Origin of the sequence: Klebsiella sp. WP4-W18-ESBL-05 (genome assembly GCF_014169075.1) — a bacterium.
GTDB classification, from domain to species: Bacteria; Pseudomonadota; Gammaproteobacteria; order Enterobacterales; family Enterobacteriaceae; genus Kluyvera; species Kluyvera ascorbata_B.
Genome location: NZ_AP022057.1, coordinates 948,427 through 961,649 on the forward strand (window position 1 = coordinate 948,427; position 13,223 = coordinate 961,649).

General features: G+C 55.1%; 14 protein-coding genes. 10 read left to right on the plus strand and 4 right to left on the minus strand.

Going from position 1 to position 13,223, the window contains the following annotated elements; all coding sequences use genetic code 11:
• Positions 1–45 precede the first annotated feature (45 nt).
• Positions 46–789, plus strand: a complete 744-nt coding sequence (locus H7R58_RS04545; protein ID WP_106925769.1) for an SDR family oxidoreductase — start codon at positions 46–48, stop codon at positions 787–789.
• Between the two features lie 114 nt (positions 790–903).
• Here H7R58_RS04545 and bglA read toward each other — a convergent pair whose 3' ends face one another.
• Together bglA and H7R58_RS04555 are read right to left on the minus strand one after the other, a co-directional pair.
• Positions 904–2,337, minus strand: coding sequence for a 6-phospho-beta-glucosidase BglA (bglA, locus tag H7R58_RS04550; RefSeq protein WP_106925771.1), 1,434 nt, complete (start codon positions 2,335–2,337; stop codon positions 904–906).
• Positions 2,338–2,457: 120 nt separating this feature from the next.
• Positions 2,458–3,186 (minus strand): MurR/RpiR family transcriptional regulator, encoded by a 729-nt coding sequence (locus H7R58_RS04555; protein WP_106925773.1) that lies wholly within the window; start codon positions 3,184–3,186, stop codon positions 2,458–2,460.
• A gap of 51 nt (positions 3,187–3,237) precedes the next feature.
• Here H7R58_RS04555 and yqfB point away from each other — a divergent pair, with 51 nt between their 5' ends.
• The gene (gene yqfB, locus H7R58_RS04560) at positions 3,238–3,552 is read left to right on the plus strand and encodes a N(4)-acetylcytidine aminohydrolase (protein ID WP_106925775.1); all 315 of its coding nucleotides are present in this window, start codon (positions 3,238–3,240) and stop codon (positions 3,550–3,552) included.
• Positions 3,553–3,710: 158 nt separating this feature from the next.
• A complete protein-coding gene (trhA, locus tag H7R58_RS04565; protein ID WP_106925777.1) occupies positions 3,711–4,373 on the plus strand; it encodes a PAQR family membrane homeostasis protein TrhA in 663 nt (220 codons plus the stop codon).
• 163 nt (positions 4,374–4,536) lie between these two features.
• Here trhA and ygfZ read toward each other — a convergent pair whose 3' ends face one another.
• Positions 4,537–5,520, minus strand: coding sequence for a tRNA-modifying protein YgfZ (ygfZ, locus tag H7R58_RS04570; RefSeq protein WP_182930056.1), 984 nt, complete (start codon positions 5,518–5,520; stop codon positions 4,537–4,539).
• A gap of 243 nt (positions 5,521–5,763) precedes the next feature.
• On the opposite strand from ygfZ, the gene sdhE reads away from it, so the two are divergent.
• Both sdhE and H7R58_RS04580 read left to right on the plus strand, forming a co-directional pair.
• Positions 5,764–6,030 (plus strand): FAD assembly factor SdhE, encoded by a 267-nt coding sequence (gene sdhE / locus H7R58_RS04575; protein WP_106925781.1) that lies wholly within the window; start codon positions 5,764–5,766, stop codon positions 6,028–6,030.
• The gene (locus H7R58_RS04580; protein WP_106925783.1) at positions 6,011–6,424 is read left to right on the plus strand and encodes a protein YgfX; all 414 of its coding nucleotides are present in this window, start codon (positions 6,011–6,013) and stop codon (positions 6,422–6,424) included. The genes sdhE and H7R58_RS04580 overlap by 20 nt, the downstream gene beginning before the upstream one ends.
• Before the next feature lie 2 nt (positions 6,425–6,426).
• On the opposite strand, the gene fldB is transcribed toward H7R58_RS04580, so the two are convergent.
• Positions 6,427–6,948 carry a flavodoxin FldB gene (gene fldB / locus H7R58_RS04585; protein WP_182930057.1) on the minus strand — a complete coding sequence of 174 codons (522 nt, stop codon included), beginning with the start codon at positions 6,946–6,948 and terminating at the stop codon, positions 6,427–6,429.
• A gap of 102 nt (positions 6,949–7,050) precedes the next feature.
• On the opposite strand from fldB, the gene xerD reads away from it, so the two are divergent.
• The 5 genes from xerD to lysS all read left to right on the plus strand — a co-directional run bounded on the left by xerD (position 7,051) and on the right by lysS (position 13,137).
• Positions 7,051–7,947, plus strand: coding sequence for a site-specific tyrosine recombinase XerD (gene xerD, locus H7R58_RS04590; RefSeq protein ID WP_106925787.1), 897 nt, complete (start codon positions 7,051–7,053; stop codon positions 7,945–7,947).
• 22 nt (positions 7,948–7,969) lie between these two features.
• Positions 7,970–8,683, plus strand: coding sequence for a bifunctional protein-disulfide isomerase/oxidoreductase DsbC (gene dsbC / locus H7R58_RS04595; RefSeq protein WP_106925789.1), 714 nt, complete (start codon positions 7,970–7,972; stop codon positions 8,681–8,683).
• A 5-nt stretch (positions 8,684–8,688) separates the two neighbouring features.
• Positions 8,689–10,422 carry a single-stranded-DNA-specific exonuclease RecJ gene (gene recJ, locus H7R58_RS04600; protein WP_106925792.1) on the plus strand — a complete coding sequence of 578 codons (1,734 nt, stop codon included), beginning with the start codon at positions 8,689–8,691 and terminating at the stop codon, positions 10,420–10,422.
• 89 nt (positions 10,423–10,511) lie between these two features.
• A protein-coding gene (gene prfB, locus H7R58_RS04605; protein ID WP_106925794.1) for a peptide chain release factor 2 occupies positions 10,512–11,610 on the plus strand; the annotation gives its coding sequence in 2 pieces (ribosomal slippage) (positions 10,512–10,586 and positions 10,588–11,610; 1,098 coding nt in all).
• A gap of 9 nt (positions 11,611–11,619) precedes the next feature.
• On the plus strand, positions 11,620–13,137 hold the full coding sequence (lysS, locus tag H7R58_RS04610) for a lysine--tRNA ligase (protein ID WP_182930058.1): 1,518 nt from the start codon (positions 11,620–11,622) through the stop codon (positions 13,135–13,137).
• The last annotated feature ends 86 nt before the right edge of the window (positions 13,138–13,223 follow it).

Genomic DNA, 13,223 nt, shown 5'->3' on the forward strand with positions numbered 1-13,223 from the left:
ATCTTTTAAAGGCGCTGCGGCGCCTTTATTTTTTGGGAGAAACGTATGGCACTGGCATTGGTCACCGGCGCTAGCCGGGGAATCGGCAAGGCGACGGCATTACAGCTGGCGCAGGAAGGGTATACGGTAGCGGTGAATTATCATCGCAACGAAGCCGCCGCCAGCGAGGTGGTGGCGGCGATTATTGCGCAGGGTGGCAAGGCCTTTGTCGTTCAGGCGGATATTGGCGATGAAGCGCAGGTGGAGGCGATGTTTGCCCAGCTCGACGCGCAGCCGGAGCCGCTGACGGCACTGGTTAATAATGCCGGGATATTGTTTACGCAAAGCCGCGTAGAGGCGTTAACCGCTGAACGCATTAATCGGGTGTTAACCACCAACGTCACCGGCTATTTCCTGTGCTGTCGGGAAGCGGTAAAGCGCATGGCGATACCCCACGGCGGAAAGGGCGGGGCGATTGTGAACGTCTCATCGGCGGCTGCGCGCCTTGGTTCTCCGGGGGAGTACGTGGATTATGCTGCGTCGAAAGGGGCGATTGATACGCTGACCACAGGGTTATCACTGGAGGTGGCGGCGCAGGGAATCCGCGTGAACGGTGTGCGCCCTGGATTTATTTACACCGAAATGCATGCCGATGGTGGGGAACCGGGGCGCGTTGACCGTGTGAAGTCGGTGCTGCCAATGCAGCGCGGTGGCCAGCCGGAAGAGGTGGCGCAGGCGATTGTCTGGCTGTTGAGTGAGAAGGCGTCGTACGTGACGGGAAGTTTTATTGAGCTGGCGGGCGGGAAGTAGTGTGGTGCCGTTTCCCTCACCCCAAAGGGGCGAGGGAGAAAACCGAACGTCAGCATTTGCACTATCGGTCCCCTCTCCCCTTTGGGGAGAGGGTTAGGGTGAGGGGAAACCTGCTTACAGATTCTCGCCGTTGCTGGCAATCACTGCTTTATACCACTCAAAGCTCTTCTTCCGGGAACGCGACATATCGCCCGTGCCGTCATCGTGCTTATTGACGTAGATAAAGCCATAACGCTTGCTGTACTGCCCGGTGGTGAACGAGACGCAGTCGATACAGCCCCACGGGGTATAGCCCATCAGGTCAACGCCATCGTAGGTTACCGCCTTGATCATCTCTTCAACGTGCGCGCGCAGGTAGTCGATGCGGTAGTCATCGTTGATGCTGCCATCTTCTTCTACTTTATCGTAGGCACCGAAGCCGTTTTCCACGATAAACAGCGGCTTCTGATAGCGCTCATACAGTTCACACAGCGAGTAGCGCAGACCTACCGGATCGATCTGCCAGCCCCAGTCTGAGGCCTTGACGTGCGGGTTCGGTACGCTGCCTTCAAAGCCGGAAATCGCATCGCCACTGCCGCCTTCAGCCTTCACGGCGTTGGTCATGTAGTAGCTAAAGCCGAGGTAGTCGCAGGTACCTTCACGCAGAATAACGTCATCGCCCGCTTCCATTTTGATGTTGAATCCGCGACGCTCCCACTCATTAAGCACGTAGCTTGGGTAATAGCCGCGCAGCTGGACGTCAGTGAAGACATAGCGTTCGCGCATGGATTCCTGGGCAAACATTACGTCTTCCGGCTTACAGGAGAACGGATAGAGCGCGACCATCGCCAGCATGCAGCCCACCTTCATTTCCGGATTAATACGGCGTGCGGCTTTAACCGCCAGAGCGCTGGCCACAAACTGGTGGTGCAGCACCTGGTACATCGTTTCTTCCGGGTTCTCATGTTCGGTATAAACCACGCCGGAGCAGCAGTAGCCGAACAGCGGTGCTCGCCAGTTGCGCTGGTTGTTGATTTCGTTGAAGGTCATCCAGTATTTGACCTTATGCTTATAGCGCTCGAAGACGACTTCGGCAAAACGGACAAAGAAATCGACCACTTTACGGTTGGTCCACCCGCCGTATTGCTGAACCAGATGCAGCGGCATTTCAAAGTGGGAGAGGGTGATAACCGGTTCGATATGGTATTTCAGCAGTTCATCGAACATGTCGTCGTAGAACTTCAGCCCTTCTTCGTTCGGCTGCGTTTCATCGCCGTTCGGGAAGATCCGCGTCCAGGCGATAGAGGTGCGGAAGCACTTGAAACCCATTTCCGCGAACAGCTTGATGTCTTCTTTGTAATGACCGTGGAAGTCGATGGCTTCATGGTTAGGGTAGTATTTACCCGGCACCACTTCCTGAGTGATTTCGCGCGGAACGCCGTGAGCGCCGCCGGTAAGCACGTCACAGATGCTGGGGCCTTTGCCGCCTTTATTCCAGCCACCTTCAACCTGGTGCGCTGCCACTGCGCCGCCCCATAAAAAGTCTTTCGGTAAGGTCAGTTTTTTCATCTTTGCTATGCTCATTGATTGTGTTTAATAAATCTGAGTCTAACAAAGCAATATTAAATGTCACGATATAACAAATTACCCTGTAGGGTATATGTTACATCAAAAAAACACCCTGTATTTTTATGCTAATTTCTTCGCCAGTTTTCGGCCTAATGATTCCAGAATATAAATAACCGGAATCTGTGTCGTAATATCGTAAACACCGCCAATACGCGTTTGCGGTACGTGCCAGGAGATATTGAAGTCAGCAAGTTTCGCCAGGCGCGAGTGTTCATGGCTGGTAATCGACATAACCTTGCAGCGATGCAGGCTGAACTGGCTGGCGAAACGCAGGATTTCTTCGGTTTCACCAGAAACGGAAAGGACGATCGCCAGTGCGTTTTTAGCCATGTCGTTAGTCACCGGAAAATAAGGATCGTCGATATGGTTGCTGAATTTCCCGATATTAGAAAAGAAACGTGCACCATATTTTGCCAGTGAACCGGAAGTGCCTGCTCCGACGAATATAATACGTTCAGAGGCGAGAATAACCTCGACTGCGCGATCGAGCAGTTTATCAAACTCATCATTATTGACGCCTTTGAAAAAACTGATAATTTCACTGGCACCGAAATTAGCCTGCTGGGGCTCATCTTGCTCCAGATAGAGCTTGAAGCGTACGCGAAACTCCGAGTAGCCTTCACAGTGAAGCTTGCGGCAAAAGCGCATGACCGTGGTGGTGGAGACGCCCGCTGCGTCGGCCAGCTCGCGTATGGTCATGTACATCACCGTGTCGCGATTTTTGATCACGTACTGGTAGACCATCATCTCAAGATTATTGAGGCTGGCAATAGCGGCGTGGGAGAACATGCTCACGGTGGCGGATACTCGTTAATTTGAAAACCTATAGGGAATAATACCATGCAGCCTAACGACATCACTTTTTTTCAGCGCTTTCAGAATGACATTGTTGCCGGGCGCAAGACCATCACGCTGCGCGATGCGGCCGAATCTCATTTTAAAACCGGTGATATTTTGCGCGTCGGGCGCTATGAAGACGACGGCTATTTCTGCACGATTGAAGTTCTGGCCACGTCGACCGTTACCATGGACACGCTGACCGAGCGCCACGCTGAGCAGGAAAATATGACGCTACCGCAGCTGAAACAGGTTATTGCCGATATCTATCCCGGCGAAGACACTTTTTATGTCATTGAATTTAAATGCATTGAGTAAAATCATGTACATCTGTTAGGTGAATAAGGTATACAACATATTGATTATATTGGATTTACAAAAAATCATCTTTTTATTTTAGCTTACAGGTGTTCACTGGAACTATTCTCAGTTACGCTAGTGCCGTTGCTTGATTTGTCGTTCGCCCGGAGCGCGTAATGGATAAGAAACCACTTATTCAGCAGGGTTACTCTCTGGCTGAGGAAGTTGCTAATAGCATTAGTCATGGTGTCGGCCTGGTCCTGGGGATCGTCGGGCTGGTTTTGCTGTTGGTTCAGGCGGTTGACGCCAACGCCAGCGCCACGGCGATAACCAGCTATAGCCTGTATGGCGGCAGTATGATTCTGCTATTTCTGGCGTCAACCTTGTATCACGCCATTCCTTCGCAGCGGGCGAAAGTCTGGCTCAAAAAATTTGACCACTGCGCCATTTATCTGCTGATTGCCGGTACCTATACGCCGTTCCTGTTGGTGGGCCTGGACTCGCCGCTGGCGCGAGGTTTGATGATTGTTATCTGGAGCCTGGCGCTGCTGGGGATCCTGTTTAAGCTGACCATTGCGCACCGCTTTAAGGTGCTGTCTTTGGTGACCTACCTGACGATGGGCTGGCTGTCGCTGATTGTGGTGTATCAGTTGGCGGTGAAGCTGGCGATTGGCGGCGTCACGCTGCTGGCGGTAGGCGGGGTGGTGTACTCGCTGGGCGTGATTTTCTACGTCTGCAAACGCATTCCATACAACCACGCCATCTGGCACGCGTTTGTGCTGGGCGGTAGTGCCTGCCATTTCCTGGCGATTTATTTGTATGTGGGGCAACACGCATAGGCAATGTGCGCCGAATTGCCTGATGGCGCTGCGCTTATCAGGCCTACGGGATATCCGGACGCGCGGGGTCGTGTAGGCCGGATAAGGCAACGCCGCCATCCGGCGGCCTGCGCCGAATGGCCTGATGGCGCTATGCTTATCAGGCCTATGACATATTCCTGTGTTACTCTTCGTCTAACGAATACGGCAGCGGTTTGATGCTCAGCGTAAACGCATCGTCGCGCACGCGGAACACGCTATCGGCTTCCATATCGTTATTCATCACTACCTGCACCAGCAACTGGCCGTCTTCAAGCTGTGCGGCGGCCAACACGGTACCGGTACGACGCCAGTTGTCGCCCATCTGCATTTCTAAATCTTCACCGGCCTGCGGTACGCGGCTGGCTTTTCCTGTTAGCGTCCACAGCGCGCGCTTATTGGCACCGCGGAATTTCGCACGAGCGACCATTTCCTGCCCGGTATAACAGCCTTTCTTAAAGCTGATGCCGCCCAGCGCCTGCAGGTTAGTGGCCTGCGGAATAAACTGCGCGCTGTTGGCTTCATCAATAACCGGCAGACCAGCTTCGATGTCCAGCGCCAGCCACTGCTGGCTGTTATTGAGCTGAGCTTCGCCGCGCAGGGCATCGGTTACGCGCTCAGCGGTGGCGGCATCGGTGACCAGAAGGAAACGTTCCTGCGGGTGATCAAACCACAGCAGGGCAGTTTCATTTTGCTGGAGACACGGCTTTTCGGCGCTCGGCAGTTCGGCAAAAAGATTGGCCAGCGCGGCGCGCGCCTGGAAACCGGCGACGCCCAGCAGCACCCGATCGTCAGCGGCGGCGATGGTCACCTTCGAGAAAACGGCGTATTTCTTCAGCTGAGTCAGCTGCGCTTCACGTACGCTGCGGCGCTCAATCCAGGCAAAACCGTCCTGATAATGGAACAGGCGCAGGTTGCTCCACATTTTACCTTTGGCGTCGCAGTGGGCGACCAGCAGGTGCTGATACGCATCCATTTGCGCGACGTCCGCCGTCACCTGGCCTTGCAGGTACTTTTCGCTGTCGGTGCCGGAAATGGTCGCCAGCGCCCAATCATCAAGCGTCATTAACGTCAGCGGTAAACGCGCGGAGGCGGCAGGCTGACGCGGAGGAAAAGGAGTAAAAGCCATATTGATATCCTGAATTGAGTAACGCGCTTATTGCCTCATGGTAAAAGAGATGCCCGCCATTGCAAGCGCTTTTAATGGCCGTTTTGTGCCGTCCGCGCGTTCTGCGAAGCCGCTCGTAATAATATGAATCCCTTTCATTTATCATGGTTTTTTTATGAATATGGCGCGCGGAACGTGAGATTCCAGTAAAGTAACTGCAAAAAACACGTTAAACTAGACTCAACGTAATGCTGGAAGGAAATTATGGACATCAATAATAAAGCCCGTATCCACTGGGCATGCCGCCGCGGTATGCGCGAACTCGATATCTCCATCATGCCGTTCTTTGAGCACGAGTACGACACGCTGAGCGACGAAGATAAAGCACTCTTTATTCGTCTGCTGGAATGCGACGATCCTGACCTCTTCAACTGGCTGATGAATCACGGCAAACCGGCTGACGCTAACCTCCAGCGCATGGTGCAACTTATTCAGACACGGAATCGGGAACGTGGTCCTGTGGCAATCTGATTTACGCGTCTCCTGGCGCTCACAGTGGCTCTCTTTATTGCTCCACGGCCTGGTGGCGGCTTTTGTGCTGCTGATGCCCTGGCCGTTGAGCTATACCCCTCTGTGGCTTATTTTGCTGTCGCTGGTGGTGTTTGACTGCGTTCGCAGCCAGCGGCGCATTCATTCCCACCAGGGGGAAATTAAGCTACTGATGGATTCCCGGCTGCGCTGGCGTAATCAGGAGTGGGATATTCAGGGGGCTCCGTGGATGCTGAATTCCGGCATGATGCTGCGGATTCGCCGTCCTGGCGGGCGGCGTCAGCATTTATGGCTCGCGGCGGACAGCATGAATCCGGAAGAGTGGCGCGACCTGCGGCGGATACTTATGCAGCAGCCCGCGGCCACCAAAGACTAGCTTCAGGAGAACTGCTCGGCCATTTCGCCGAGTATCTGCTCGCACCAGCTTTGAATGCGTTCGTCGCTAAGATCGTACTGGTTCGTTTCGTCCAGCGCGAGGCCTACGAACAGCTGGCCGTCGGCGATAATCGGTTTCGGGCTGGTAAACTCATAGCCTTCGGTCGGCCAGTAGCCCACGAACTTCACTCCTTTCGTGGCCAGCTTGTCGTGCAGCATGCCCAGCGCATCGAGGAACCACTCGCCGTAGCCAAGCTGGTCGCCCATGCCGTAAAGCGCGACGATTTTGCCTGTCAGATTCAGCGTATCAAGCTGCTCCCAGACCGCTTCCCAGTCTTCCTGAATCTCACCGAAATCCCACGTTGGGATGCCTAAAATGAGCACGTCGTACTGCTCCATTAAGGCCGGAGAGTCATCTTTCAAATTGTGTAATGTGATCAGTTCCGGGCCGATAATGTCGCGAATTTTTTCCGCGGCCATCTCGGTGTAGCAGGTGCTGGAACCATAAAAAAGACCGATATTCATGACGTACTGCTCTCGATTCTTGCGATGACGATGCCGTCAGTGTACCAGAAAGGGGCTTGTTTCAGGCATAATGGTGCTGATTTAACACGCAGAGGGCTCGAAGTGGATAAGGATCTTGCACGAATCGAACAGTTTCTCGATGCGCTGTGGCTGGAGCGAAATCTGGCGGAAAACACCCTTAGCGCCTACCGTCGTGATCTGACGATGGTTGTAGAATGGCTAGCGCACCGCAGCCTGACGCTGGAGAATGCACAAAGCGACGATCTGCAAAACCTTCTCGCCGAGCGGCAGCAGGGCGGCTACAAAGCGACCAGTTCAGCGCGTTTGCTAAGCGCGATGCGTCGTTTCTTCCAGCATCTCTACCGTGAGAAAATTCGCCCGGACGACCCCAGCGCGCTGCTGGCCTCGCCCAAGCTACCCCAGCGGCTGCCAAAAGATCTGAGCGAAGCACAGGTCGAGCGCCTGCTACAGGCACCGCTGGTCGATCAGCCGCTGGAGCTGCGCGATAAAGCTATGCTTGAGGTACTGTATGCCACCGGGCTACGCGTGTCGGAGCTGGTAGGCCTGACGATGAGCGATATCAGCCTACGTCAGGGCGTGGTGCGGGTTATTGGTAAGGGCAATAAAGAACGGCTGGTACCGCTGGGCGAAGAGGCGATTTACTGGGTTGAACAATGGCTGGAGCATGGCCGCCCGTGGCTGCTGAACGGCGTGGCGATTGACGTGTTGTTTCCCAGCCAGCGGGCCCAGCAGATGACCCGACAGACGTTCTGGCACCGTATTAAGCACTATGCTCAACTGGCGGGAATCGACAGCGAAAAGCTCTCGCCGCACGTGTTACGCCATGCATTTGCCACGCATCTGCTCAACCACGGCGCGGACCTGCGCGTGGTGCAAATGCTATTAGGGCACAGCGATTTATCGACCACTCAAATTTATACGCACGTCGCCACCGAGCGGCTGCGTCAACTTCATCAACAGCACCATCCGCGTGCATGATGCTGATTTAAAAGGATTGGATATGAAAAAAGGTTTAATGATGTTTACCCTGCTGGCCGCGGCGTTCTCCGGTCTGGCGCACGCTGACGATGCCGCTATCAAGCAGTCGCTGGCGAAGCTTGGCGTGCAGAGCACCGACATTCAGCCTGCGCCGGTGGCAGGAATGAAAACCGTGCTGACCAACAGTGGCGTGCTGTACGTCACCGATGACGGCAAACATATTATCCAGGGGCCGATGTACGACGTCAGCGGCGCCCAGCCGGTTAACGTGACCAATGCCCTGCTGATGACTCACCTGAAGGCGCTGGAAAAAGAGATGATTGTGTACAAAGCGCCGCAGCAAAAACATGTCATTACGGTCTTTACCGACATCACCTGCGGCTACTGTCACAAGCTGCATGAAGAGATGAAAGACTACAATGCGCTGGGGATCACCGTGCGCTATCTGGCCTTCCCGCGCCAGGGTGTGCAAAGCCAGGCCGAGCAGGACATGAAATCTATCTGGTGCGCCAAAGACCGGAATAAAGCGTTCGATGACGCGATGAACGGCAAAGGCGTCCAGGCGGCAAGCTGTGATATCGACCTCGCCAACCACTATGCGCTGGGCGTGCAGTTTGGCGTAACCGGTACCCCGGCAATCGTGCTGAGCGATGGCTTCATGGTGCCGGGCTATCAGGGTCCGAAAGAGATGAAAGCGTTCCTCGACGAACATCAGAAACAGACCAGCGGTAAATAATTCGCGTGAAAAAACAGACTCAACTTCGCCGTCGGGTGGTGGATGATGCCATCACGTTGCCCGACGCGCTTTCGCCGCTGCTGCGTCGGCTGTACGCCAGCCGTGGCGTAAAATCGCCGGACGAACTCGAACGCGGGCTGAAGGGTATGCTGCACTGGCGTACGCTCACCGGCGTCGAGAAGGCCGTCGAAATGCTGCATGATGCGTTTGAGAACAACCTGCGCATTATGGTCGTGGGCGACTTCGATGCCGATGGCGCCACCAGCACCGCGCTGAGCGTGCTGTCGCTGCGCGCCATGGGATGTCGCGCCGTCGAGTATCTGGTGCCGAACCGTTTTGAAGACGGCTACGGTCTGAGCCCGGAAGTGGTCGATCAGGCCCACGCGCGCGGCGCGCAAATGATCATGACGGTCGATAACGGGATCTCTTCCCATGCGGGGGTCGATCGTGCCCATGAGCTGGGGATCTCCGTGCTGGTTACCGATCATCACCTGCCGGGTGAAACATTACCCAACGCCGATGCGATGGTTAACCCAAATCTGGTGGACTGCCCGTTCCCGTCTAAATCGCTGGCGGGCGTAGGCGTTGCTTTTTATCTGATGCTGGTGCTGTGCAACCATCTGAAAGAGAAAGGGTGGTTTGAGTCTCGCGGTATTGCTGTACCGAAAATCGTTGAGTTTCTCGATCTGGTGGCGCTGGGCACCGTGGCCGACGTGGTGCCACTGGACGTCAATAACCGTATTCTGACCTGGCAGGGCCTGAGCCGCATTCGGGCGGGCGTGTGTCGCCCGGGCATTAAGGCGCTGCTGGAGATAGCCAACCGCGACGCGGCCAAGCTGGTGGCCAGCGATCTGGGCTTTGCGCTTGGGCCGCGTTTGAACGCCGCCGGGCGCCTCGACGATATGTCGGTTGGGGTCGCGCTGCTGCTGTGCGATAACCTCGGTGAAGCGCGCGTACTGGCGAACGAACTGGACGCCTTAAACCAGACTCGTAAAGAGATTGAACAGGGGATGCAGGCGGAAGCGCTGACCCTGTGCGAGCAGCTTGAGCGCAGCCGCGCCGAGTTGCCGGGCGGGCTGGCGATGTATCATCCCGAGTGGCATCAGGGGGTTGTGGGTATTCTGGCCTCGCGCATTAAAGAACGTTTCCACCGCCCGGTGATCGCCTTTGCACCGGCTGGCAACGGCCAGCTTAAGGGCTCCGGGCGTTCCATTCAGGGGCTGCACATGCGCGATGCGCTGGAGCGTCTGGATACGCTATACCCGGGGCTGATGCTGAAGTTTGGCGGTCACGCGATGGCGGCCGGGCTCTCGCTGGAAGAAGCGCGATTTGAAGAGTTTCAGCGCTGCTTTGGCGAGCTGGTAACCGAATGGCTGGATCCGGCGCTGCTGCAAGGCGAGATTCTTTCTGACGGAGAACTCAGCCCGCAAGAGATGACGCTGGAGACGGCGCAGGCGCTGCGCGAAGCTGGGCCATGGGGGCAAATGTTCCCGGAACCGCTGTTTGACGGCCGTTTCCGCCTGCTGCAACAGCGGCTGGTGGGTGAACGTCACCTGAAGGTAATGGTTGAACCGGTCGGCGGCGGCCCGCTGTTGGACGGTATTGCTTTTAACGTTGACACCGCCGCCTGGCCGGATAACGGCGTGCGCGAAGTGACGCTGGCCTACAGGCTGGACATCAACGAGTTTCGTGGCAACCGCAGCTTACAGCTGATCATCGAACATCTGTGGCCAATTTAGCATCTCTTATACTGTAATTAAGGGCCGGAATCCGCTAAGATTCCGCTCTTATAACCGCATTTTTCTCGTCCATTAAAAGAAAATAGACCATGTTTGAAATAAACCCGGTAAATAATCGCATTCAGGACCTCACGGAGCGTGCCAACGTTCTTAGGGGGTATCTTTGACTATGATGCTAAGAAAGAGCGTCTGGAAGAAGTAAACGCCGAGCTGGAACAGCCGGATGTCTGGAACGAACCCGAACGCGCGCAGGCGCTGGGTAAAGAGCGTTCCTCCCTTGAAGCGATTGTCGATACCCTCGATCAAATGACGCAGGGTCTGGAAGACGTTTCCGGCCTGCTGGAACTGGCTGTAGAAGCCGACGACGAAGAGACCTTCAACGAAGCCGTTGCCGAGCTGGATACGCTGGAAGATAAGCTGGCGCAGCTGGAATTCCGTCGTATGTTCTCCGGCGAGTACGACAACGCCGATTGCTACCTTGATATCCAGGCCGGTTCCGGCGGTACTGAAGCGCAGGACTGGGCAAGCATGCTTGAGCGCATGTATCTGCGTTGGGCAGAAGCGCGCGGCTTTAAAACTGAAATTATCGAAGAGTCCGAAGGTGAAGTGGCCGGGATTAAATCCGTGACCATTAAAATCTCCGGCGATTACGCCTACGGCTGGCTGCGTACCGAAACCGGCGTTCACCGTCTGGTGCGTAAGAGCCCGTTCGATTCCGGCGGCCGTCGCCACACCTCCTTTAGCTCCGCGTTTGTTTACCCGGAAGTGGATGACGATATCGATATCGACATCAACCCGGCGGATCTGCGTATCGACGTTTACCGTGCCTCCGGCGCGGGCGGTCAGCACGTTAACCGTACTGAATCTGCGGTGCGTATTACCCACATCCCGACCGGGATTGTGACGCAGTGCCAGAACGACCGTTCCCAGCATAAAAACAAAGACCAGGCCATGAAGCAGATGAAAGCAAAGCTTTATGAACTGGAAATGCAGAAAAAGAACGCAGAAAAACAGGCGATGGAAGACACCAAATCTGATATCGGCTGGGGTAGCCAGATTCGTTCTTATGTCCTGGACGATTCCCGCATTAAAGACCTGCGCACCGGGGTTGAAACCCGCAATACGCAGGCGGTACTGGACGGAAGTCTGGATCAATTTATCGAAGCAAGTTTGAAAGCAGGGTTATGAGGAACCAACATGTCTGAACAAAACGCACAAGGCGCTGACGAGGTAGTCGATCTTAACAACGAAATGAAGGCACGCCGCGAGAAGCTGGCTGCACTGCGTCAGCAGGGCATCCCGTTCCCGAACGATTTCCGTCGCGACCGTACCTCTGACCAACTGCACGCTGAATTCGATGGTAAGGAAGGCGAAGAGCTCGAAGCGCTGAATATCGAAGTCTCCGTTGCGGGTCGTATGATGACTCGCCGTATTATGGGTAAAGCCTCCTTTGTTACGCTGCAAGACGTCGGCGGTCGCATTCAGCTGTACGTTGCGCGTGACGATCTGCCGGAAGGCGTGTACAACGAACAGTTTAAAAAATGGGACCTTGGCGACATTCTGGGCGCTAAAGGTAAGCTGTTCAAAACCAAAACCGGCGAGCTGTCTATTCACTGCACCGAGCTGCGTCTGCTGACCAAAGCGCTGCGCCCGCTGCCGGACAAATTCCACGGTCTGCAGGATCAGGAAGCGCGCTATCGTCAGCGTTACCTGGATCTCATCTCTAACGATGAATCCCGCCATACCTTTAAAGTCCGTTCCCGTATCCTGGCCGGTATTCGCCAGTTCATGGTTGGCCGCGGCTTTATGGAAGTTGAAACCCCAATGATGCAGGTGATCCCTGGCGGCGCATCAGCCCGTCCGTTCATCACCCACCACAATGCGCTGGATCTGGATATGTACCTGCGTATTGCGCCGGAACTGTATCTGAAACGTCTGGTGGTTGGCGGCTTCGAACGCGTGTTCGAAATCAACCGTAACTTCCGTAACGAAGGTATCTCCGTTCGTCATAACCCTGAGTTCACTATGATGGAACTCTACATGGCGTATGCGGACTACAAAGATCTGATCGAACTGACCGAATCGCTGTTCCGCACCCTGGCGCAGGATATTCTGGGCCACACTGAAGTGCCTTACGGCGATCAGACCTTCGACTTCGGCAAGCCGTTTGAAAAACTGACCATGCGCGAAGCGATCAAGAAATACCGTCCGGAAACTGACATGGCTGACCTTGATAACTTCGACTCTGCGAAGGCGATTGCTGAAAGCATCGGCGTTCACGTTGAGAAGAGCTGGGGTCTGGGCCGCATCGTGACCGAGATCTTCGAAGAAGTGGCAGAAGCGCATCTGATTCAGCCGACCTTCATCACCGAGTATCCGGCAGAGGTTTCTCCGCTGGCGCGCCGTAACGACGTGAACCCGGAAATCACCGACCGCTTTGAATTCTTTATCGGCGGCCGCGAAATCGGTAACGGTTTCAGCGAGCTGAACGATGCTGAAGACCAGGCGCAGCGTTTCCAGGATCAGGTTAACGCCAAAGAAGCGGGCGATGACGAAGCGATGTTCTACGACGAAGACTACGTTACCGCGTTGGAACATGGTCTGCCGCCGACCGCGGGCTTAGGTATTGGTATCGACCGTATGGTCATGCTGTTTACTAACAGCCACACCATCCGTGACGTTATCCTGTTCCCGGCGATGCGTCCGGTGAAATAATCGCAATAGCGAAAAGCAAAAACCCGGCCTGGCCGGGTTTTTTTATGTCTGCGCGAAACGAAATGAACGGTATTGCGTAGGCCTGA